The sequence below is a fragment of the Dactylosporangium sp. McL0621 genome (assembly GCF_049995355.1).
In the GTDB taxonomy this organism is placed as follows: Bacteria; Actinomycetota; Actinomycetes; order Mycobacteriales; family Micromonosporaceae; genus Dactylosporangium.
Genome location: NZ_CP188259.1, coordinates 10808031 through 10828693 on the forward strand (window position 1 = coordinate 10808031; position 20663 = coordinate 10828693).

Here is a 20663-nt window from a genome sequence, read left to right on the forward strand (position 1 = left end):
CGAAGCCGGCGGCTCGTCGGAGTGCTCGAACCGGGATGACCGGCGCTGCGGGCCTCGCACCGGGCAGAGCGCGGGCGGCCCGATCCAGCTCAACTGGTGGGCGCCGGCGCAGGTCAGGCATCGGAAAGGCTCCCGCCCAGGAAGGACGGCCCCAAACGGACGGCGTTCACCCAGCAGCGTTCCAACCGCGATCGGCCAGGCAGCACGAGCAGTCCGCGGGCATGGTGGAGACGCATGGGCCGTCCGCGGTCATCGGTGGGCGGCCCAGCCCGATCAGGCGACCGTCAGAGGTCGCCCTCGGGGCGTCGACGCCACCGCTCCTCGAGGCGGTCCACCAGGCCACCGCGGCGCTGGCGGGTGCGGCGCGTGGCCGTTCCGCCGACCGCGTGCAGGTCGGTGGACTGGCCGCGACGGTAGGCCTGGACGCCGAACGCCAACGCGCACAGCATCACCAGGAACCCGCCCACGCCAAGGAGTGGAATGCGAATTGCCACGCCGTAGACAAGCAGCGCCATGCCGGCCAGCAGCAGAATCCCCGCTGCAATCATCCGGCGCTTGGCATGGAACCGCGGGTCGGTGGCGCGCACCGCCGAAGCGAACTTAGGATCCTCGGCTAGCGACCGCTCGATCTGCTCGAACAGCCGCTGCTCGTGCTCCGAGAGCGGCACGGCACTCCTCCCCGGTCGCGAAGGCCGGTCCTCAGGGACCGGCAGTCCGGCACAGCCGGACGGCTGCGTACTGGCAAGTTTACGAGGGGGTCAACCCGTCGGAAAGCGGGACGATGGTCCGGCCGTGCCGATTTTCCGACGAGGGTGGCTCCTATGTCCTCCCATTGTGTCGCCTCGGGGACTCTTCTGCCCCCTCCCCGCGCGGTGCGGCTCCATTTCCGTCGGTGCGCATGCCGTCGCCCCGGAGCAGGCTGGCGGGCTTGACGAGGCCCGGGCCGAAGCGCGCGGCGACCGCGTCGGCGGCTCGTTCGGCGTCGCGCCACCCGTGGTCGCGCTCACCCAGCGTCATCTGCCGGGGCGCGCCGTCGGCGTGGACGAGGCCCTCGACGCGTACGCCGATGAGCCGGATCCGCTCGCCCGGGCGTCCGGCCTGGAACAACGTCCAGCCGAGCTCGAAGATCTCGCGGGCGACGTCGGTGGGGACGTCTACGGTGCGTGAGCGGCTCAGGGTCTGGAAATCGGCGAGCCTGATCTTCACCGAGACCGTCCGGCCGGCCTGCCCGGCGTGGCGCAGGCGCTCGGCGACCTTGCCGGAGAGGGCGAGCATCGTGCGTCGGATGGTCGACAGGTCGCTCACGTCGACGTCGAAGGTGGTTTCGGCGCCGATGGACTTCTCGACGTGCTCCGGAATCACCCGTCGGGGGTCACGGGCCCAGGACAGCTCGTGCAGGTGATGGGCCCCGGCGTCGCCCACGGCGGAGCGCAGCAGGCCGATCGGGGCGGCGGCGAGGTCGCCGATGGTCCGGAGCCCGAGCCGCTGGAGGTTCTCGGCGGTACGCTCGCCGACGCCCCACAGCGCCTCGACCGGCAGCGGGTGGAGGTACTCCAGCTCGCGCTCGCGCGGGACGACCACCATCCCGTCGGGTTTGGCGCGGGTGGAGCCGAGCTTGGCCAGGAACTTGGTGCCGGCCACCCCGACGGAGCAGGTCAGCCGCTGCTCCTGCGCGACCCGGCGCCGGATCTGCGCGGCGATCTCGGCCGGGCGCCCGAGGAGCTTGCGCGCCCCGGCGACGTCGAGGAACGCCTCGTCGAGCGAGAGCGGCTCGACCAGCGGCGTGACGTCGCGGAAGATGGCCATCACGGCGCGGGACGCTTCGGTGTACGCCCCGAAGTCCGGCGGCAGGAAGACCGCCTGCGGGCACAGGCGCTGGGCCCGGCTGCCCGGCATCGCGCTGCGCACCCCGAACTCGCGCGCCTCGTAGCTCGCGGCGGACACGACTCCGCGCGGCCCCGCCCCGCCGACGATGACCGGCTTGCCGCGCAGCTCGGGCCGCCGGCGGACCTCCACCGAGGCGTAGAACGCGTCCATGTCGACGTGCAGCACGGTGCAGCCCGTGTCGTCGGCGTGCGGTCCGAACTCGCCGGCGCCTCCGCGTGGTACAACCTGACTTCGCCCCACACCCGGAACCTTAGCGGCCCCCTCTGACAAAATTGACGAAAACTTAGGTTTGCCTTACCTTCCAGGCATGGCCTCTGTCGCGATGACCTCGCCCCTGGCGCCGGTCGTCGCGGCCGTCGAGGGGCTCCGGCGCCGCCACCCGGCCCTGACCTGCGGCGTCTTCCCCGGCCTGGTGATCACGCCGACGGCGCAGTGGTCGAACGGCAACAACCCACAAGCGGCGGCGGTACTGCTGGTAGCCGGCTGGACCCGCGCCCGCCGCGTGCCTCTGCTCATCCCGGGCGAGACGTTCGTCAACCGCGCGGGCCAGCTGGGCGTGCGCACGGCCCGCGTCGCCGTGCTGGCCGACGACCCCGCGGCGGGCGCGCCCGGCGTGGTCGTCGCCGCGGACCGGGATGAGCTGCTGGCCCTGGTCGCGCGGCACACGGACGCGCCGGGCGCCGAACTGGCCCGCCACGTGCGGCACGTGACCGCGCTGCTGGAGTCGCAGAGTCGCACTACATGCCCCGTCAGGGTATAAATCCGATATGTCGGGCCGAGGGACGAGGCCTGACATATCGGATCTAACGCCGCACGACCAGGAGCGGGATCTCCATCTCCGCCGTCGTGTTCGAGCCGTGGAAGGCGATCATCGAGTTCAGCCGCGGCGGCTCGTGCCGGCTGGCCATCAGGACCCAGCGGTCGCGGCACACGGCCACCACGTCGCCGATGCGCTGCAGGTGTGACTCCGGGACCGGGCCGAACCAGCCCGCGGCCACCGCCTCCGCGCGCTCGACCACCCAGGCCCGCTCGCCCAGCACGTCCCGCCAGGTCGACAGTACGTCGGCCCGGGCGCCGTCCACCGTGTGCAGGTAGCGGACCCGCGCCTCGCCGGCCACGAAGGTGACGCCCTCGGTCAGGCGGGGGTCGCGGTCCACGTCGATGCGGGTGTCCAGGGGGATGTCGAGCTGGCCGTGGTCGGCGGTCACGATCAGGGCCGTGTCCGGGGGCAGGCCGTCCACCAGGCGGGTGACCAGGCGGTCGGCGGCGGCGGCGGCCTGGTGCCACTCCGGCGTGGCGATGCCGAAGTCGTGGCCGGCGCGGTCGACGTCGGGGAGGTAGCCGTACACCAGCCGGGAGCTCGACAGCGCGGCCAGCATCTCCTCCGCGACGGCGTCCGCCTCGATGCCGGGGCCGAGGCGGGCGCCGCGGTACGCCGAGACGGTCAGCCCGGTGTCCGTGAAGCGCGGGTTGGTCACCACGGTCGGGGCCAGGCCGGCCTCACTCGCGCGGGTGAACGCCGTCGGCACCGGTTGCCACACGGCCGGGTCGGGGTCGCCGGTCCAGTGCAGGTGGTTGAGGATCTTGCCGGTGCCGGGGCGCAGGAGGTTGAAGCCGACGATGCCGTGGCGGCCGGGGGCGGTGCCCGTGCCGAGGGTGACCAGGCTGACCGGGGTCGTCGACGGGAAGCCCGACGTGATGGGGCGGGCCAGGCCGAGGCGGCCCGCGACGATGTCGGTCATCGTGGGGGCGGCGGCCGCGGCCAGGGGCAGCTGGTGCCAGCCCATGCCGTCCAGGAGGACCACCGCGACCCGGCGCACCCCGTCCAGCTCGGCGGCGAGGTTCAGCGCGTCCGGCTCCCCCGGGACGCCCAGGAACGACAGCGCCGTGGGCAGGATGTCGGCCAGGCTGTCGTGCCCGTACCGGGGCTCGACCGGGTCGAGCAAATTCATGCGCGACGGGCGAGGAGGTGGAGCTGGGTGGCGATGTCGCGGTACGGCGGCGTCCCGGCCAGGGCCAGCTCGAACGCGGCGAGGGCCTCGGGCTCGCTCTCGGCGACGGTGCCGGGCACCAGGTCGGCGACGACCCGCACGCCGTGCACCTGCTCGACGGTCAGGCCGCACTCGTCGAGCAGGGCGGTGGCGGTCGCGGCGTCGTAGCGGCGGCGGAGCCGGTCGCGGGGGTCGCCGCGGCCGTCGGGGCTGGCCACCAGCAGGGAGGCGGCGGCGAGGTGGCCGTTGATCGCGCGGGCCAGCACGGCGGCGGCCCGGTTGGCGACGACGACGCTGGCCGCGCCGCCGGGGCGCAGGGTCCCGGCGAGCGCGGCGACGACCTTGTTCGGGTCGTCCACGACCTCCAGCAGGCTGTGGCAGAGCACCAGGTCCACGCTCCGCGGCTCGACCAGGTCGGCCAGGCCGTCGCCGTCGCCCTGCACCGCCCGCACCCGCTCCCCCACCCCGGCCTCGGCGGCACGGCGGGTGAGGGCGGCGAGCGCGTCGGGGCTCGGGTCGACGACGGTGACGGTGTGCCCGGCCTGGGCGAGCGGGACGGCGAAGCCGCCGGTGCCGCCGCCGACGTCGAGGGCGTTCAGCGGGCGGGCGGCCCGGGCCAGCTCGTCACGCAGCACGCGCCAGACGACGGCGGTGCGAGGCGCAGAAGACTCCACCCAGCAAACCTTAGAGCAACCAGGGGCCGGCCAGCCGTTGGGCGTTCACACGCCGTGCGACTTCGAGGGGGTGTGGGTGGAGCGGAGCTCCCCCACTGGAGAAGACGCAGTGTGGGGCAGCGGCAGGTACACCTGGCCGCCCGCCGCGGCGAACTCCTCGGACTTCTGCCGCATGCCGAGCTCGGCGTACTCGCGCAGGTCCTGGCTGATGCGCATGGAGCAGAACTTGGGCCCGCACATGGAGCAGAAGTGCGCGGTCTTGGCGGGCTCGGCCGGGAGGGTCTCGTCGTGGTACGCCCGCGCCGTGTCCGGGTCCATCGCCAGGTTGAACTGGTCCTCCCAGCGGAACTCGAAGCGGGCCTTGGACAGCGCGTCGTCCCAGGCCTGGGCGCCCGGGTGGCCCTTGGCGAGGTCGGCGGCGTGCGCGGCGATCTTGTACGCGATCACGCCGGCCTTGACGTCGTCGCGGTTGGGCAGGCCGAGGTGCTCCTTGGGGGTCACGTAGCAGAGCATCGCGGTGCCGTACATCGCGATCATGGCCGCCCCGATGGCCGAGGTGATGTGGTCGTAGGCGGGCGCGACGTCGGTGGTGAGCGGGCCGAGCGTGTAGAAGGGGGCCTCGTGGCACCACTCCATCTGCAGGTCCACGTTCTCCTTGATCTTGTGCAGGGGCACGTGGCCGGGGCCCTCGATCATCACCTGCACGTCGTGCTCCCAGGCGACCTTCGTCAGCTCGCCGAGGGTCTTGAGCTCGGCCAGCTGGGCCTCGTCGTTGGCGTCGGCGATGGAGCCGGGGCGCAGCCCGTCGCCGAGGGAGAACGCGACGTCGTACTTCGCGAGGATCTCGCACAGCTCGGCGAAGTGCGTGTAGAGGAAGTTCTCCTCGTGGTGGGCCAGGCACCAGGCGGCCATGATCGAGCCGCCGCGGGACACGATGCCGGTGACCCGCCGGACGGTCAGCGGCACGTAGCGCAGCAGCACCCCGGCGTGCACCGTCATGTAGTCGACGCCCTGCTCGGCCTGCTCGATGATGGTGTCGCGGTACGCCTCCCAGGTCAGCCGCACCGGGTCGCCGCCGACCTTCTCGAGGGCCTGGTAGATCGGCACGGTGCCGATGGGCACCGGAGAGTTGCGCACGATCGCCTCGCGCGTGGCGTGGATGTGCTTGCCGGTGGACAGGTCCATGACGGTGTCCGCGCCCCAGCGGGTGGCCCAGGTGAGCTTGGCGACCTCCTCGTCGACGCCGGAGGAGACCGCGCTGGTACCGATGTTGGCGTTGACCTTCACGAGGAACCGGGCGCCGATCACCATCGGCTCGCTCTCGGGGTGGTTGACGTTGTTGGGCAGGATGGCCCGGCCGGCGGCGATCTCGGCCCGCACCAGCTCCGGCTCGACGTTCTCGCGGATCGCCGCGAACTCCATCTCCGGGGTGATCACGCCCTGCCGCGCGTAGTACAGCTGCGTGCGCTCGACCGGGCCGCGCTCGGCGATCCACGGACGGCGGTCGGTGATCGGGCCGGAGGTGTCGTACAGCCGGACCGGTGGGTTGTCGCCGCTGAGCGCGATCTCGGCGAACGGGACCCGCAGGTCGGGGCGGGAGCCCGTGACGTAAACCTTACTTTTCATGCCAAACCTCCCGTAAAAGGGCATGGAGAACCTGAGGAAGCGTCGAACCCGTGCGTTAGAAGGGGCCCCAGGCCAGGGGGCCGTGGCCGGCGCCCAGGCTCCAGGACGCCGAGCGGGTGAGGGCCGAGTGGACGTAGGACTTGGCCCCGGCGAGCGCGATCGGCAGCTCGTCGCCGGCCGCGAGCCGGGCGGCGGTCGAGGCGGCGAAGGTGCAGCCGGTGCCGTGGTTGTTGGACGTGGAGATCCAGGGCGCGGTGAGCAGCGAGGTGTGGCCGTCGTACCAGACCGCGTCCACCGCCTCGGCGCTCCCCCGCAGGTGGCCGCCCTTGACCACGACGCAGCGGGGGCCGTAGGCGGCCAGGTCCTCGGCGGCCTTGGCGGCGTCCTCGGCGTCGAGGACGTCGCGGCCGAGCAGCACCGAGGCCTCGCGCAGGTTCGGCGTGACGACGGCGGCGTGCGGGAAGAGCAGGTCGAGGTACGCCCGCTCGGCGTCGGCGGTGAAGAGCCGGTCGCCGGAGGAGGCCACGAGCACCGGGTCGACGACCAGGCCCGGCAGCCGCGGCGCGAACCGAGCCACGAGCGCGACGGTCTCCGGGGTGGCCAGCATGCCGGTCTTCACGGCGGCGACGGGCAGGTCGTCGAGGACGGCCTCGAGCTGGGCCTGCACGAACCCCGGGTCGACGGCGGAGATGGCCCGCACGCCGACGGTGTTCTGGGCGGTGAGCGCGGTGATCACGCTGGTGCCGAAGACCCCGTGTGCGGCGAAGGTCTTGAGGTCGGCCTGGATCCCGGCCCCGCCCCCGGAGTCGGAGCCGGCGATGGTGAGCGCGACGGGCGGGTTCATGCGGTGAGGAGCTCCTTCACCAGGCGGCCCGGGTCGTCGGCGCGCATGACGGCACCCATCACGGCCACGCCGGCGGCGCCCTCGTCCAGGCAGTCGCGGACGCGGGCCGGGGTGTCGACGCCGCCGAGCGCGTAGACCGGCACGGGCGCGACCACCGCCATGCGGCCCAGGGCGGCCAGGCCGAGCGGCGGGCCGTACCCGGGCTTGCTGCGCGTGGCGAAGATCGGCGAGAGGGTGACGTAGTCGGCGGGGTCGTCGGCGGCCGCGAACAGCTCCTCGAGGCCGTGGCACTTGCACAGCTCGCCGTCCTCCTCCAGCAGCAGGCGGCCGCCGACCTGGTCGAGGCGGGTGCGCAGGGCCGCGGCGAGCTTGAGGCGGCGCCGCGGCGGGAGGTCGTGCTCGCGCAGGACCACCACCCGGGCCCCGCCGTCGACGGCGCCCGCGATCACCTCGTCCAGCGGGCGTTCGGCCTGCCGGCGGTCGGTGAAGACGATGAGGCCGGGCTCTACCACGGCATACCTCCGGTCGGGCTGGATGCGGTCGCGTGCAGGCGCCGGGGGATCCGCCCGGCCAGGTGGGCCAGTCGGCCGGCCCGCACCGCGAGGCGCATCGCCTCGGCCATGCGCGCCGGGTGCTCGGCCCGGGTGACGGCGGAGGCGAGCAGCACCCCGTCGCAGCCCAGCTCCATGGCGAGGGCGGCGTCGGAGGCGGTACCGATCCCGGCGTCGAGAATGACCGGCACGGTGACGAGCCGCCGGATCAGCGCGATGTTGTGCGGGTTGCGGATGCCCAGCCCGGAGCCGATGGGCGCGCCGAGCGGCATGACGGCCGCGCAGCCGGCGTCGGCCAGGCGCTGGGCGAGGATCGGATCGTCGCTGGTGTACGGCAGGACGACGAACCCGTCCTCGACGAGCCGGGCGGCCGCGGCGACCAGCTCGACGCCGTCGGGCAGCAGGGTCTCCTCGTCGCCGATCACCTCGAGTTTCACCCAGGCGGTGCCGAACGCCTCCCGGGCCAGGTGGGCGAGCTTGACCGCCTCGGTGGCCGTGTAGCAGCCGGCGGTGTTGGGCAGCACGCGTACCCCGCACCGCTCGACCACGCCGAGGAGCGAGGGCGCGGCCGGGTCGAGCCGGCGCAGCGCGACGGTGACGAGCGCGGTACCGCTGGCCCGGATCGCCGCCTCCAGGGCCGCGTGGCTCGTCGCCCCGCCGGTGCCGAGGATGAGCCGGGACGACAGCTCCACGCCGTCGAGCACAAGGGCGTCAACCACCCTGGACCGCCGTCAGCACCTCGACGTGGTCGCCGTCGGCCGGGCGCGTCTGCGCCCAGCGCGATCGGGGTACCACGTCACCGTTGAGGGCGACGGCGATCCCGCGCGGATCGTCTCCGGCGAGGGCGCGCACCACGTCGGCGACGGTGGTGCCGTCGGCGACGCTCGATGCGACCGCGTTGACCACGAGCTTCATAGGGCTCACTCCTGCCTCCCTGCGCCGGCATGACCCGGATCAGGTTCGACGGTCGGGGGCTGACAGCCCCCCTCTCAGCCCGGTCACACCGGACTCCCGTGGGGTACGTCTCCGACCATAACGCCGCCGACATGGTCAGGTAAAGCGCGCTGCCCCGAAGGCGCGAAGGTCGACCCCGGTCGCGCCGAGCAGCGCGAGGTCGGCGACGGCGGCCGCGGTGACCGGGGCCAGGAGCACGCCGTTGCGGTGGTGACCGGTGGCGACCAGCGCCCCGGACGGCGCCAGGCGGTCGATGACCGGGGCGTTGTCGGGCGTGCCCGGGCGCAGGCCGGCGAGGGTCTCGGCCAGCGCCAGCTCGGCGACGCCGGGCAGGAGGTCGGCGGCCGGGCGGAGCAGGTCCAGCACGCCGCCGGCGGTGACCGTGGTGTCGGCGCCGCGCTCCTCCTCCGTGGCGCCGACGACGAGCTCGCCGTCGGCGCGCGGCACGAGGTACACGTGCCGCCCCGCCGCCACCCCCCGCACGACGTGCCGCAGCAGCGGCTCGGCCCCCCGCAGCCGCAGCAGCTGGCCCTTCACGGGGCGCACCGGCAGCCCGGTCAGCGCGGCCGAGCCGGTGCCGTTGGCGACGATGATCACATCGTCCCGCAGCGTGGACAGCTCGGTGACGTCCCGCGCCTCGAACCGCACCGGCAGCGTGCGCAGGGCCCGCAGCAGCCGCCGCGGGTCGACCTGGTGGTCGCCGGGGGCGAGCGCGCCGCCGCGGACCCGCGGGGCGAGCAGCGGCTCGAGCTCGCGCAGCCCCCGGCCGGTGAGCGGCTCGATGGGGGTACCCGCGCGGCGGTAGAAGCCGATCAGCCGGTCGATCTCGGCCTGGTCGTCGGCGGTGAGCGCGACGAGGAGGGTGCCGTCGGTGCGGTACGCGATCGACGCCCCGGTCCGGGCCTCGACCCGCTCGGCGAACGACGGCCAGCGGCGCATCGACTCGAGCATCAGCGCCTGCAGCTCCTCCTCGCCGAACACGGCCTCGCCGGTGGGCGCGAGCATTCCGGCGGCGACCAGCCCGGCCCCGGCCGAGGGGTCGCGGTCGTACACCGTGATCGCTGCGGCGCCGCGCTCGACGAGCTCGAACGCGACGCTGAGGCCGATGATCCCGCCGCCGACGATCCCGAACGTCGTCATGCGGTGAACTCCAGGGCCGCGGCGTACGGGTCGGCGGCCCCGCTGACCGCGCCCACGACGGCGACGGCGTGCGCGCCCGCGGCGAAGAGCTCGCCGGCCCGGGCCGCGGTCACCCCGCCGATCGCCACCACCGGCACGCCTACCGCCTCGGCCACCGCGCGCACCCCGGCCGGCCCGATCGCGTCGGGCAGCCCGGTCTTCGTGGTGGTCGCGAACGCGGGCCCGACGCCGAGGTAGGAGGCGCCGTCGGCGACCGCCCGGCGCGCGGTCTCGGGGTTGCGGGCGGTGGCGCCGAGGATCGCGTGCGGGCCGAGCACGCGCCGGGCCGCGGCCACGGGCAGGTCGTCGGCGCCCACGTGCCCGCCGTCGGCCCCGGCCGCGAGCGCGATGTGCAGCCGGTCGTTGACCAGGCAGGTACGGCCCAGCTCGCGGCACATCGCCAGCACGCGCACGGTCAGCTCGTAGGCCTCGCGATCGGTGACGGCGTCCTCGGGCCGCACCTGCACGACGTCGAAGCCGGCCCGCAGTGCCGCCGCGACGACCTCCAGCGCGTTGCGGCCGGGCCGCGTATCGGTCACCAGATGCAGTCGTCCGATGGTTGGCATCGCGATAGCTTTTCAGACATGAAGCAAGTGCGACTCGGCCGGACCGGCCTGCAGGTCTCCGAAATCTGTCTCGGCATGATGAGCTACGGCAACCCCGCCATCCGCCCGTGGGCGCTCGACGAGGAGGGCGCCGACCCGTTCGTGCGCCGCGCCGCCGAGGGCGGGATCACGTTCTTCGACACCGCCGACGTCTACTCCGTCGGCGCCAGCGAGACCATCACCGGGCGTCTGCTGGCGAAGTACTTCACGCACCGCGACGACTACGTGCTCGCCACCAAGGTGCACGGCCGGATGAGCGAGGCCGCGAACGACGGCGGCCTGTCGCGCAAGCACATCCTGGCCGCCATCGACAACTCGCTGCGCCGCCTCGGCACCGACCACGTGGACCTGTACCAGATCCACCGCTGGGACGCGGAGACGCCGATCGAGGAGACGATGGAGGCCCTGCACGACGTCGTCCGCGCCGGCAAGGCCCGCTACATCGGGGCGTCGAGCATGTACGCCTGGCAGTTCTCCAAGGCCCAGCACCTCGCGCGCACCAACGGCTGGACGCCGTTCGTGTCGATGCAGAACCACTACAACCTGGTGTACCGCGAGGAGGAGCGCGAGATGCTCCCGCTCTGCGCGGACCAGGGCGTCGGCGTGATCCCGTGGAGCCCGCTCGCCCGCGGCCTGCTGGCGGGCAACCGGGGCCGCGGCGGCGAGCGGCGCACGACCCGGGCGAACAACGACCCGTACGGCGACTCGCTGTACTCCGAGGACGACTTCAACGTCGTGGACGCCAACGCCGAGCTGGCCACCGAGCGCGGCGTCACCCCGGCCCAGACCGCCCTGGCCTGGCTCCTGTCCAACCCGGCGGTGACGGCCCCGATCGTCGGCGCGACGAAGCTGCAGCACCTGGAGGACGCGATCGCCGCGACCGACCTGACCCTGGACGAGAAGGAGATCGAGCGCCTGGAGGCGCCGTACGTGCCGCACCGCATTTCCGGCCACTCATAGCCGGAAATGCAGAAGAGGGGCCCCGGCGACCGGGGCCCCTCTTCGCGCAGGCGTGCTCAGTTGGACGCGACGCCCAGCTGGCCCTCGCCACCGTGAAACTCGGTGCCCTGGGCGAAGGAGGCGTCGAAGCGCTGCTCCAGCGCATCGAGCTCGCCGAACTCCGCCTGGTGCGAGTCCTGGGCACCCTCGGCCGCGAACACGTGGTCGTCGACCGACGCGTCGTGCGAGTAGTTGGTGAAGTCGTCCGACTCGGCGTGCACGACGCCCGGCTGGTCGAACTCCTGGTGGTGGCCCTGCGCGAAGTCGGTCGACGTGTCCTGGTGGTGGTCGTTCTCGTACACGCCGAACTGGCTGTGCGCGTCGTTCTCCGAGCCGTGGGCCTGGTGCAGCTGGTCGAGACCATCGTGCTGCTGGCCGGCCTCGTAGTGGCCGTAGTCCACGTCGTGGCCAGTGTCGCCGGCGCCGAAGTCGTCGCTCATTGTCTTCCCCTTGATCGTCGTGTTGCGTTGCGATGAACGTTAAGGCCACGGTCGCGCGGAAGAATCCCGGAAACGTGCCATTGGCGGGTAGCCGACAGAAGTGAACCACGCTCGGATGACCCGGCGTGTCCTACCTCCGGCCAGGGGGTCTACGGCCCGGAGATACGCTGTCGGCCGTGATCGGGCCGCTGGCAGTCGCCACCCATGTGCTGTCGCTCGCGCTCGCTGTCTGGGCGTTCGCCGAGTTCTTCCGGCACCGCGCGCCCACCCGGCCGCTGTTCGCGGGCCTGTGGGTCGTCGAGGCGCTGGTGGCCGTGCAGGTCGTGGCGCTGGTGGTACGGCTGGCCGGCGGCGGCGAGCCGCACGGCGGGGACATGGTCACGCTCATCGGGTACCTGCTCACCGCGGTCCTGCTCCCCCCGGCCGGTGGGGTGCTGGCCCGGATGGAGCCGACGCGCTGGGGCTCGCTGCTCATCGGCGTCGCCGCGGTCATCGTGCCGGTGCTCATCCTGCGACTCGGACAGATCTGGAATGGCTGACAAGACCGTAAAACCCCTCAACCGCGGCTTCGGGCGCGTGCTCGTGTTCGTCTACGGCGTGTTCGCGCTGTCGGCGAGCGCGCGGGCCGGCGTGCAGATCGGCACCAAGTTCTCCGAGGCGCCGCTGGCCTACTCCCTGTCGGCGCTGGCCGCGCTCGTGTACATCGTCGCCACCGTGGCCCTGGCCCGCTCCAGCGTCACGTCGCGCCGGGTGGCCTGGTTCGCGGTCGGCTTCGAGCTGCTCGGCGTGCTCGCCGTGGGCACCGCGAGCCTCGTGGACGGCAAGGCGTTCCCGGACGCGACGGTCTGGTCGGACTTCGGTCAGGGGTACGGGTACGTTCCCCTGGTGCTGCCCTTCGTCGGGCTCTTCTGGCTGTGGCGTAGCTCCCGACAGACTCCGGTCGCGGAGGCGACTGCGGCCAAGGGGTGACGGCCCCACCATTCGCGGCATGACCACTTCCCGCATGCCGGCCATCGTGATGTACCTCGTGGCCGTCTTCGAGTTCCTGCTCGGCTCCGTCTTCATGGTCGTCGGGAACTTCGTGCCCGAGGTGAAGACGACGTTCCTCCTCGTCGGCGCCGGGCTCGCGGGCACCGCCGTGATCCTGTTCCTGGTCGGGATGCGCTTCCACCGGCGGTTCCGGGAGGCCCAGGCGCTGCGCGCGAACGGGGTGCGCGGCACCGCGCAGGTCCTCGGCGCGCAGCAGACCGGGGTGTACCTCAACGAGCAGCCCCAGATCGCCCTCCAGCTGCGCATCAGCGCGCCCGGGCACGGCACCTACGACACGACGATCAAGGAGTACGTGCCGTTCATCGCCATGGGCATGCTCGGCACCGGCCGCCCGCTGACGGTCCTCGTCGACCCGCTCGACCCGGCCAAGGTCATCGTCGAGTGGTCCCTCGCGGCCGCCCCGACGGCCCCGCCGCCGGCCGCCGAGCCCTACGTCAAGGAGCAGATCCTGGCGACCGGGGTGCCGGGCACCATCCGCGTGCTGTCCGCCGAGTTCGCCGGCAGCCTCGACGAGCAGGGGCGGCCGGTATACTCGACCCAGCTGCACATCGAGGTCGACGGGCGCGCGCCGGTGGCCGGGCCGGCGATGTTCGCGGTACCGCTGGAGCGTGTCTCGGTCATGCAGCCGGGCGGCGTCATCCCGATCAAGGCCGACCCCAGCGACCCGAGGAAGTTCGCGGCCGACTGGGACCGCTTGGCGACCGGCTGACGTTCAGCGGAAGTCGCGGCTCGGGGAGCGGATCGGCAGCCGCAGCGCCCTGGGACCGCTTGGCGACCGGCTGACGTTCAGCGGAAGTCGCGGCTCGGGGAGCGGATCGGCAGCCGCAGCGCCGCGAGGTGGTCGGCCCGCAGGTTGAGCACGCCCTCGGCCTTCTCGAGCACCCCGCGGATCACCATTGCGTTCGCCGTCCGGGCGATTTTGCGGTACCGCAGCCAAAGCCCCGGTGTGCAGGTCACGTTGAGCATCCCGGTCTCGTCCTCGAGGTTGATGAACGTGACCCCGCCCGCCGTGGCCGGGCGCTGGCGATGGGTGACGATCCCGCCGACCGACACCCGGCGCCCGGCCTCGACCCCGTGCAGGGCCTCGACCGCCACGGCGCCGATGGTGTCGAGGTAGGGGCGGGCGAACTGGGCCGGGTGCGCGTCCGGGGCCAGGCCGGTCGCCCAGACGTCGGCGACCATCCGCTCGACCGCGTCCATGCCGGGCAGCATCGGGGCGTGCTGGCCGCCGACCGTGCCCGGCAGCCGGTTCGCCGTCTCGCGGGCCGCGGCGCCGGCCGCCCACAGCGCCTCGCGCCGGGTGAGGCCGAGGCTCGCGAAGGCGTCCGCGGTCGCAAGCGCCTCCAGGTGTACCGCGGACAGCCCGGCCCGCCGCGCGACGTCGGTCAGCGAGATGTACGGGCCGCCCTCGTCCCGGGCCGCCTCGAGGCGCTCGGCGACCGGCTCGCCCAGCGTGCGCACCGACTTGAAGCCGAGCCGGACCGCCGGGCCGCCGCGGCCCCAGTCCCGCGGGTCGCCGGCCGGCTCCGTGCGGTGCTCCCCCTCCAGCGTCGCCGTCGCGGCGCTGGCGTTGATGTCCGGGCGGCGCACCTCCACGCCGTGCCGGCGGGCGTCGTCGACGAGCGACTGCGGCGAGTAGAAGCCCATCGGCTGGGCGTTGAGCAGCGCGGCGCAGAACGCGGCCGGGTGGTAGCGCTTGAGCCAGGCGCTGGCGTACACCAGGTAGGCGAAGCTCATCGCGTGGCTCTCCGGGAAGCCGTAGTTGGCGAACGCGGCCAGCTTGTCGAACAGCTCGACGGCGAGCGGGCCGGTGATGCCGTTGCCGGCCATGCCGGCGAAGAGCCGGTCGCGGATCGCGCTCATCCGCTCCATCGAGCGCTTCGAGCCCATGGCCCGGCGCAGCTCGTCGGACTCGGCGGGGGTGAAGCCGGCGACGTCGATGGCCATCTGCATGAGCTGCTCCTGGAACAGCGGCACGCCGAGGGTCTTCGCGAGCGAGGGCTCGAGCAGCGGGTGCGGGTACGTGACCTTCTCCCGGCCGTTCTTGCGCCGGATGTACGGGTGGACGGAGCCGCCCTGGATCGGGCCCGGGCGGATCAGGGCCACCTCGACCACCAGGTCGTAGAACTCGCGGGGCTTCAGCCGCGGCAGGGTCGCCATCTGGGCCCGGCTCTCCACCTGGAACACCCCGACGGAGTCGGCCCGGCAGAGCATGTCGTACACCTCCGGGTCGTCCAGCGGCATGTGCGCGATGTCGAGCTCGGAGTCGATCATCTCGAACGCGTACCGCAGCGCCGAGAGCATGCCGAGGCCCAGCAGGTCGAACTTGACCAGCCCGACGGCCGCGCAGTCGTCCTTGTCCCACTGCAGGACGGTCCGGTTCGGCATGCGGGCGTGCTCGACCGGGCACACCTCGATCACGGGCCGGTCGCAGATGACCATGCCGCCCGAGTGGATGCCGAGGTGGCGCGGGAACGTGAGCAGCTCGTTGGCGAAGTCCACGACGTTCTTCGGGATCTCCTCCACCTCGGTCACCGCGACGGCCCCCCAGCGCTCGACCTGTTTGCTCCACGCGTCCTGCTGCCCCGGGGAGTGCCCGAACGCCTTGGCCATGTCGCGGACGGCGGACTTCGGGCGGTACGAGATGACGTTGGCGACCTGGGCGGTGAAGGTGCGGCCGTACTTGCCGTAGACGTGCTGGATGACCTCCTCGCGCCGGTCGGACTCGATGTCGATGTCGATGTCCGGCGGGCCGTCGCGCTCCGGGGACAGGAACCGCTCGAACAGCAGCCCCCACCGCACCGCGTCGACATTGGTGATCTTCAGCGCGTAGCACACCGCGGAGTTGGCCGCCGAGCCCCGGCCCTGGCAGTAGATGCCGTTGTCGCGGCAGAACGCGACGATGTCGTGGACGACCAGGAAGTACCCCGGGAAATCCAGCTCCTCGATCAGCGCCAGCTCGTGCTCGAGCTGGGCGCGGGCCTTGTCGTTGCCGGGGTACCGCTCCTTGGCGCCCTCCGCCGTGAGGTGCCGCAGCCACTCCATCTCGCTCACGCCGGGCACGGGCACCGGGTACGCGGGCAGGTTCGGGGCCACCAGCTGCAGGTCGAAGGCGAGCTCGCGGCCGAGGCGGGCGGCGTGCGGTACCGCATCCGGGAAGGCGGCGAAGCGACGGGCCATCTCCTCCCCGGAGCGCAGGTAGGCGGCGCCGGCGGCCGGGAGCCAGCCGTCGATCTCGTCGAGGCTGCGGCGGGCCCGGACGGCCGCGAGCGCGGTGGCCAGCTTCCTGTCCCGGGGCTGCGCGTAGTGCACGTTGTTGGTGGCTATCACCCTCTCGGAAAGGTCATTCAGGGCGTCGTTGCGCTCGTCGTCCAGCGGGTCGCCGTGCGAGGTCAGCTCGACGACCACCGACTCCTTCCCGAACAGCGCCTCGAGGCGGTCGAGCTCCCTGCGGGCCGCCTCCGGGCCGTCCTGCAGCAGGGCCGCGGGCACGTGGCCCTTGCGGCAGCCGGTGAGCGCCACGACGTGGTCGCGCAGGGCCGCGGCGGTCTCCTCCAGGTCGTACACCGGACGGCCCTTCTCCCCGCCGCGCAGGTGCGCCTCGCTGATGACGCGGGAGAGCCGGGCGTAGCCCTCCGGGCCGCGCGCGAGCAGGAGCAGGTGCCGGCCGAGCGGGTCGGGCTCGCCGTTCTGCGGCCCGGGCAGGCCGAGGGAGAGCTCGGCGCCGAACACCGTCCGGAGCTCGAGGGCCCGCGCGGCCTCGGCGAAGCGGACCACGCCGTAGAAGCCGTCGTGGTCGGTGATCGCGATCGTCTCCAGGCCCAGGCGCGCGGCGGTCTCGGCCAGCTCCTCGGGGTGGCTGGCGCCGTCGAGGAAGCTGAAGTTGCTGTGGCAGTGCAGCTCGGCGTACGGGACGGCGCTCGCCGTCCTGGTGATGTCCGGCGCCGTGTACTCCGCGCGCTTGCGCGACCACGCCGGCGAGTCGCCGCCGTCGCCCTGGTCCGCCGACAGGACGTCCGGGCGGTAGTCCGGGCCCGGGGGCAGCCAGCTCTTGCCGCTCATCCGGCGTTCCAGCTCGGACCAGGGGATGTCGGGGTTGTTGAAGCCCATCAGTCGTACAGCGCTTCCATGAACCAGGCTCCGTTCCGCAGTACCGCGAGGTAGGCGCGCTCGTCCTCGGTCAGGATCTGGAACCGCGCCTTCCGCTGGGCCTCCTCCTCGTCCCACCAGCGCTCGTCGACCGGCCAGGGGCCGGCCCACGCCTTGATCCCGCTCTCCTCCCCGTTCAGCCGGAGGCTCCTCGGGGTCCCGGTCAGCTCCAGGCGGCCGCTCACGCCCACCACCTCGCCGTTCTCGTCCACGACCTCGGCCGGGAGCGGCTCGGGGTACACCGTCGCGGGGCTCGGGCCCGGTATCCGCCCCGGCCACGGCGCCTCGGTACCCCGCGCGGCCCGCTCGTCGCCCCAGGCCACGAGGCGGATGCGGCTCTGGTCGGCCCGTCCGCCGTCGAGGACCGCGGTCAGCACGGCGTCCGGGCCGAGAAGTCCTTGTACGCGGGTCATGGCGCGGTGGGCGCGGTCGCGCTCCTCGCCGGCCTCGCCCCACAGGCCGGGCTGCAGCCCCAGGTGCTCGACCACGCCTTCGGGCACGAGCCGCAGCCGGGTGATGGCTCCTGGCCGCCTACCGTTGCTTTGATCGCCGCTTCGGTTTGGAATATTGCGCAACCAGCCCTCCAGCTGCCAGCGCAGGCGGTCGGCGACGGCGTTGACGCTCAGCAGGCCGTCGTGGCGCCAGGTCCGGACCAGCTCCTCGCCCGTCTCCGTCATCGCCTCGATCGCCAGGCGGGTGCAGGCCAGCCCGTGCGCGCCGAGCCGGTCGTGCAGCCGCTCGGCGAGGGCCCGGGCGGCGAACGCGGCGGCGTCGATGCGCTCGATCGGCTCGTCGAACGTCTCGCTCACGTCCAGGTCCGGCGGCATACGGCGCGGGGCGAGGGGCCGCTCGTCGCGCCCGCCGGCCAGCCGGTGCGCGAGGGCCGCGTCGAACCCGAACCGGTCGAGCACATCGGCCCCGGGCAGCGCGGCGAACTCCCCGAGCGTGTGGATGCCGAGCCGGCGCAGCAGGTCGACGAGGTTGGGCCGGCCGATCGCGGCGATGCTCAGCCCGGACAGGAAGCCGGCGGTCTCCCCGTCGGGCACGAGGACGCCGGCCCGGGCGGCGAGGCCGGCCGCGAAGGTACCCTCGGCGATCCCGGCCTGGGCCTCGACCCCGCACTGCTGCGCGATGTGCTCGACGATGCGCTCGGCCGCGTCCGCCTCGCCCCGGTAGTACCGCGCGGGCCCCCGGGCGGCGAGCGCGCAGGCCCCCGGGCGCAGCGCCTCGACCCCGGCGGCGATGGCCTCGACGGCGGCGAGCACCGGTTCGAACGCGAGCATGTCGCGGCCGGGGTCGTGCTCGAGCACGATCAGGTGCGGGCAACGCCCTTGCGCCTCGCGCTTGCGCAGCCCGCGGCGGACGCCTTCCTCGCGCGCGGCGGGCGAGGCGACGAGCACACGGTTGGCGTGCAGGACGGCGACGGGCTCCTGCGCGGGGTACCCGTCCACGATCTCGGCCGCCACGATCGGCCAGTCGGGGCACCAGATCACAATCGTTCGCATCGCTCTTTGGTCACCCCACCCTGCGCAGGTCGGCCTTGTTTCCTGCGGCTTCGCTTCTTGCGGCCGCGCTTCTTGCGACTTCGCTTGCGGCTCCGCTTCTTGCGGCTCCGCTTCTTGCGGCTCCGCTTGCGGCCCCGCTTCTTGCGGCTCCGCTTGCGGCTCCGCTTGCGGCCCCGCTTCTTGCGGCTCCGCTTGCGGCCCCGCTTGCGGCCCCGCTTCTTGCGGCTCCGCTTGCGGCCCCGCTTCTTGCGGCTCCGCTTGCGGCCCCGCTTCTTGCGGCTTCGCTTGCGGCCCCGCTTCTTGCGGCTTCTTTGATCACCGGGGGCAGGACGCCGGTGATCTCGGGCAGCCGCAGGGTCACCTCACGCGGGGCGGCCGCCGCCCCTCGCCCCCGGGCCTGAATGGTGATCTCCCGCCCGCGCAGGCGCCCCCGCCCGGCCCCGAGCCCACTCCACGCCTTACCGACCGGCGCAAGGGTCAGATCGGCCCCCGCCCAAGACCCGGCGGCCATGAGCACACTCCCCCGCTGCCGCGCCCGAGCCGCGAGCCGCCCGGCCACAACGGGCGCGATCGCCCCGGGCGGCGCCGCCACGACAATGTCAAACCCATCGAGCAGCGCGGCCACGATGGTGGTCCACTCGGTCCCGGGATGCGGCACCAGCGCCAGCCGCTCGAGCGCGATCCCCATCTCGGCCGCCGCAACCGGACTGAGCCCCGGCAGCCCGACCACCGCGCACCAGGACCCCGCCCCGGACGCCGCCGCGAGCAGAGCGAGCAACACCGACGAGGTGTGCACCGCCACGGTCGCCCCGCGGCGCAGCCCACCCCCGGGCAGCAGCTCCCGCAGCCCGGCAAGCACCGGCAACGTCCGCGTAGCGGCCACGACCTCGACGTCGCGCTCCCCCGCGGTACGCACGACGCCGCCCAGCCCCGCGGCCTGCACGACCTGCAGCCCGGCCGCCCGCCGCCCAGCACTTCCCGCGCCCTTCCACGCAACGCCCTCGTCGCCCGCCCGCCGCCCGCCGCTCTCGGCCTCCACCGCCCGCGCATGAACCCCCGCGCCACTCTCGGCCGCCGCCGCCCGCGCATGAACTCCCGCGCCGCCCTCGGCCGCCGCCGTTGCCCGCGCATGAATCCCCGCGCCGCCCTCGGCCGCCGCCGTTGCCCGCGCATGAACTCCCGCCGCGCCCTCGGCCGCCGCCGCCCGCGCATGAACCCCCGCGCCGCCATCGGCCGCCGTTGCCCGCCGCGCGGCACCCCGTGTCCGGCCATCGCTGACGTCGACCAGCCGCGGCGCGTCCTTCTCCGCCCGGCCCTCGGCACTCCGCGCGGCGTCCTCGGCCTCCGCTCCCCGTTCCTGCTCCTCGGCCGGCACCCGGGCCAGGCCGGCGGACGTCACCGCGCCGATCGCGGAGAGCGCCGCCGGTCGTCCCGGCCCGCTCCGGCCGCGGCCGGTCAGTCCGCTCACGAAGGCGCGGGCGGAGTCGATCGCGGCCGCCCGGGCGGAGCCGTCGGCGGTCGAGCGGTCGAGGCGCCGGGTCGCACGGCCGCCGACGACGCTGATCGTGGACCAGTCGTCGTCCTCGGGGCGTACGTCGTCGTACGTCCCGTCCTCGAACTCGGCGGCCACCGAAGCCGACGTGCCAGCCACGGCTCCTTGCTCCCCCACCTGTCGTGCTACCCGGTCTCCCGGAGCACCCCCGGAAGATAAATCTGCGTAAATACGGGCAAATCGCCCAAATACGGAACGCCGAACTCAGAGCTCGGCGACGTCGCCCGGCGGCGCGGTGAGAAAACCCGGCCAGGCCGGATCGGGCCCCGGCACCCCGTACCGCTCCTCGGGCTCGGCGGCGAGGGCCGGCGCGACGAACGCGAGGGCGGGGACCGGACCGGCCCCGGTGGGCGGCCGGCCGTCCGCGCCATCTGCCGTGGGCCCGTGTGGGGATGCGGGCACGAACACGGCGAGGGCGATCGGTTGCGGCCGGCGGGTGGCGGTGGCCGGCGGTGCGCTGCCTGCCGTGGACCCGTGTGGGGAGGCGGGCACGAACACGGCGAGGGCGATCGGTTGCGGCCGGTGGGTGGGGGCCGCGGCCGCAGCGGAGGCTGGGGGAACGGCCGCGGCGGCCGAGGGCGCGGCATCTCGCCGGGAGACCGGCGAGGCCGCGAGGGGTGAGCCCGGGCCAGGAGCGTCGTCGTGCCGAAAGGGAGG

General features: G+C 73.7%; 21 protein-coding genes and 1 riboswitch. Of the genes, 5 read left to right on the top strand and 16 right to left on the bottom strand.

The window, feature by feature from the left end:
• Positions 1-284 precede the first annotated feature (284 nt).
• Together ACPPVO_RS51160 and ACPPVO_RS51165 are read right to left on the bottom strand one after the other, a co-directional pair.
• Positions 285-668, bottom strand: coding sequence for a DUF3040 domain-containing protein (locus ACPPVO_RS51160; protein ID WP_360378660.1), 384 nt, complete (start codon positions 666-668; stop codon positions 285-287).
• A 151-nt stretch (positions 669-819) separates the two neighbouring features.
• Positions 820-2127, bottom strand: coding sequence for a DNA polymerase IV (locus tag ACPPVO_RS51165; RefSeq protein ID WP_426506513.1), 1308 nt, complete (start codon positions 2125-2127; stop codon positions 820-822).
• 67 nt (positions 2128-2194) lie between these two features.
• On the opposite strand from ACPPVO_RS51165, the gene ACPPVO_RS51170 reads away from it, so the two are divergent.
• Positions 2195-2647 (top strand): hypothetical protein, encoded by a 453-nt coding sequence (locus tag ACPPVO_RS51170; protein WP_426506515.1) that lies wholly within the window; start codon positions 2195-2197, stop codon positions 2645-2647.
• A gap of 43 nt (positions 2648-2690) precedes the next feature.
• Here the strand turns inward: ACPPVO_RS51170 and ACPPVO_RS51175 are convergent, their stop codons facing one another.
• From ACPPVO_RS51175 to thiE, 9 genes are all read right to left on the bottom strand, one after another.
• Complete coding sequence (locus tag ACPPVO_RS51175) at positions 2691-3839, bottom strand: alkaline phosphatase family protein (RefSeq protein ID WP_426506516.1); 1149 nt, start codon at positions 3837-3839, stop codon at positions 2691-2693.
• Positions 3836-4552, bottom strand: a complete 717-nt coding sequence (locus tag ACPPVO_RS51180) for a class I SAM-dependent methyltransferase (protein WP_426506517.1) — start codon at positions 4550-4552, stop codon at positions 3836-3838. Before ACPPVO_RS51180 ends, ACPPVO_RS51175 begins: the two co-directional genes overlap by 4 nt.
• A gap of 45 nt (positions 4553-4597) precedes the next feature.
• Positions 4598-6178, bottom strand: coding sequence for a phosphomethylpyrimidine synthase ThiC (gene thiC, locus ACPPVO_RS51185; RefSeq protein WP_426506518.1), 1581 nt, complete (start codon positions 6176-6178; stop codon positions 4598-4600).
• 55 nt (positions 6179-6233) lie between these two features.
• Complete coding sequence (gene thiD / locus ACPPVO_RS51190; RefSeq protein WP_426506519.1) at positions 6234-7022, bottom strand: bifunctional hydroxymethylpyrimidine kinase/phosphomethylpyrimidine kinase; 789 nt, start codon at positions 7020-7022, stop codon at positions 6234-6236.
• The gene (locus tag ACPPVO_RS51195; protein WP_426506520.1) at positions 7019-7534 is read right to left on the bottom strand and encodes a thiamine phosphate synthase; all 516 of its coding nucleotides are present in this window, start codon (positions 7532-7534) and stop codon (positions 7019-7021) included. Before ACPPVO_RS51195 ends, thiD begins: the two co-directional genes overlap by 4 nt.
• Positions 7528-8292 (bottom strand): thiazole synthase, encoded by a 765-nt coding sequence (locus tag ACPPVO_RS51200; RefSeq protein ID WP_426506521.1) that lies wholly within the window; start codon positions 8290-8292, stop codon positions 7528-7530. Before ACPPVO_RS51200 ends, ACPPVO_RS51195 begins: the two co-directional genes overlap by 7 nt.
• Positions 8285-8488: a sulfur carrier protein ThiS gene (thiS, locus tag ACPPVO_RS51205; RefSeq protein WP_426514850.1), complete on the bottom strand. Its 204-nt coding sequence runs from the start codon at positions 8486-8488 to the stop codon at positions 8285-8287. The genes ACPPVO_RS51200 and thiS overlap by 8 nt, the downstream gene beginning before the upstream one ends.
• A riboswitch (TPP riboswitch) is annotated at positions 8488-8598 on the bottom strand. Its footprint overlaps the gene before it by 1 nt.
• 25 nt (positions 8599-8623) lie before the next feature.
• Complete coding sequence (gene thiO, locus ACPPVO_RS51210) at positions 8624-9667, bottom strand: glycine oxidase ThiO (protein ID WP_426506522.1); 1044 nt, start codon at positions 9665-9667, stop codon at positions 8624-8626.
• Entirely contained in the window at positions 9664-10272 is a 609-nt protein-coding gene (thiE, locus tag ACPPVO_RS51215) for a thiamine phosphate synthase (protein WP_426506523.1), read from the bottom strand. Before thiE ends, thiO begins: the two co-directional genes overlap by 4 nt.
• Positions 10273-10290: 18 nt before the next feature.
• On the opposite strand from thiE, the gene ACPPVO_RS51220 reads away from it, so the two are divergent.
• Entirely contained in the window at positions 10291-11271 is a 981-nt protein-coding gene (locus tag ACPPVO_RS51220) for an aldo/keto reductase (protein ID WP_426506524.1), read from the top strand.
• 56 nt (positions 11272-11327) lie between these two features.
• On the opposite strand, the gene ACPPVO_RS51225 is transcribed toward ACPPVO_RS51220, so the two are convergent.
• Positions 11328-11750, bottom strand: a complete 423-nt coding sequence (locus tag ACPPVO_RS51225; RefSeq protein ID WP_426506525.1) for a hypothetical protein — start codon at positions 11748-11750, stop codon at positions 11328-11330.
• Between the two features lie 176 nt (positions 11751-11926).
• On the opposite strand from ACPPVO_RS51225, the gene ACPPVO_RS51230 reads away from it, so the two are divergent.
• The 3 genes from ACPPVO_RS51230 to ACPPVO_RS51240 are packed head-to-tail and all read left to right on the top strand — an operon-like array spanning position 11927 to position 13509.
• Positions 11927-12289: a hypothetical protein gene (locus ACPPVO_RS51230; protein WP_360378698.1), complete on the top strand. Its 363-nt coding sequence runs from the start codon at positions 11927-11929 to the stop codon at positions 12287-12289.
• Entirely contained in the window at positions 12282-12719 is a 438-nt protein-coding gene (locus ACPPVO_RS51235) for a hypothetical protein (RefSeq protein WP_426506526.1), read from the top strand. The genes ACPPVO_RS51230 and ACPPVO_RS51235 overlap by 8 nt, the downstream gene beginning before the upstream one ends.
• Before the next feature lie 19 nt (positions 12720-12738).
• Positions 12739-13509: a hypothetical protein gene (locus tag ACPPVO_RS51240; protein ID WP_426506527.1), complete on the top strand. Its 771-nt coding sequence runs from the start codon at positions 12739-12741 to the stop codon at positions 13507-13509.
• Positions 13510-13586: 77 nt separating this feature from the next.
• Here the strand turns inward: ACPPVO_RS51240 and ACPPVO_RS51245 are convergent, their stop codons facing one another.
• The 4 genes from ACPPVO_RS51245 to ACPPVO_RS51260 form a co-directional block, all read right to left on the bottom strand.
• Entirely contained in the window at positions 13587-16910 is a 3324-nt protein-coding gene (locus ACPPVO_RS51245) for an error-prone DNA polymerase (protein WP_426506528.1), read from the bottom strand.
• On the bottom strand, positions 16910-18454 hold the full coding sequence (locus tag ACPPVO_RS51250; protein WP_426506529.1) for a DNA polymerase Y family protein: 1545 nt from the start codon (positions 18452-18454) through the stop codon (positions 16910-16912). The genes ACPPVO_RS51245 and ACPPVO_RS51250 overlap by 1 nt, the downstream gene beginning before the upstream one ends.
• A 10-nt stretch (positions 18455-18464) precedes the next feature.
• Positions 18465-20105 (bottom strand): hypothetical protein, encoded by a 1641-nt coding sequence (locus tag ACPPVO_RS51255; RefSeq protein WP_426506530.1) that lies wholly within the window; start codon positions 20103-20105, stop codon positions 18465-18467.
• A gap of 105 nt (positions 20106-20210) precedes the next feature.
• Positions 20211-20408, bottom strand: coding sequence for a hypothetical protein (locus tag ACPPVO_RS51260; RefSeq protein WP_426506531.1), 198 nt, complete (start codon positions 20406-20408; stop codon positions 20211-20213).
• Positions 20409-20663: the final 255 nt, after the last annotated feature.

Coding starts and splice junctions, on each gene's coding strand:
- ACPPVO_RS51170 (WP_426506515.1), top strand. CDS start 2,195: ATGGCCTCTGTCGCGATGACCTCGCCCCTGGCGCCGGTCGTCGCGGCC.
- ACPPVO_RS51175 (WP_426506516.1), bottom strand. CDS start 3,839: ATGAATTTGCTCGACCCGGTCGAGCCCCGGTACGGGCACGACAGCCTG.
- thiC (WP_426506518.1), bottom strand. CDS start 6,178: ATGAAAAGTAAGGTTTACGTCACGGGCTCCCGCCCCGACCTGCGGGTC.
- thiD (WP_426506519.1), bottom strand. CDS start 7,022: ATGAACCCGCCCGTCGCGCTCACCATCGCCGGCTCCGACTCCGGGGGC.
- thiS (WP_426514850.1), bottom strand. CDS start 8,488: ATGAAGCTCGTGGTCAACGCGGTCGCATCGAGCGTCGCCGACGGCACC.
- thiO (WP_426506522.1), bottom strand. CDS start 9,667: ATGACGACGTTCGGGATCGTCGGCGGCGGGATCATCGGCCTCAGCGTC.
- thiE (WP_426506523.1), bottom strand. CDS start 10,272: ATGCCAACCATCGGACGACTGCATCTGGTGACCGATACGCGGCCCGGC.
- ACPPVO_RS51220 (WP_426506524.1), top strand. CDS start 10,291: ATGAAGCAAGTGCGACTCGGCCGGACCGGCCTGCAGGTCTCCGAAATC.
- ACPPVO_RS51225 (WP_426506525.1), bottom strand. CDS start 11,750: ATGAGCGACGACTTCGGCGCCGGCGACACTGGCCACGACGTGGACTAC.
- ACPPVO_RS51235 (WP_426506526.1), top strand. CDS start 12,282: ATGGCTGACAAGACCGTAAAACCCCTCAACCGCGGCTTCGGGCGCGTG.
- ACPPVO_RS51240 (WP_426506527.1), top strand. CDS start 12,739: ATGACCACTTCCCGCATGCCGGCCATCGTGATGTACCTCGTGGCCGTC.
- ACPPVO_RS51245 (WP_426506528.1), bottom strand. CDS start 16,910: ATGGGCTTCAACAACCCCGACATCCCCTGGTCCGAGCTGGAACGCCGG.
- ACPPVO_RS51250 (WP_426506529.1), bottom strand. CDS start 18,454: ATGCGAACGATTGTGATCTGGTGCCCCGACTGGCCGATCGTGGCGGCC.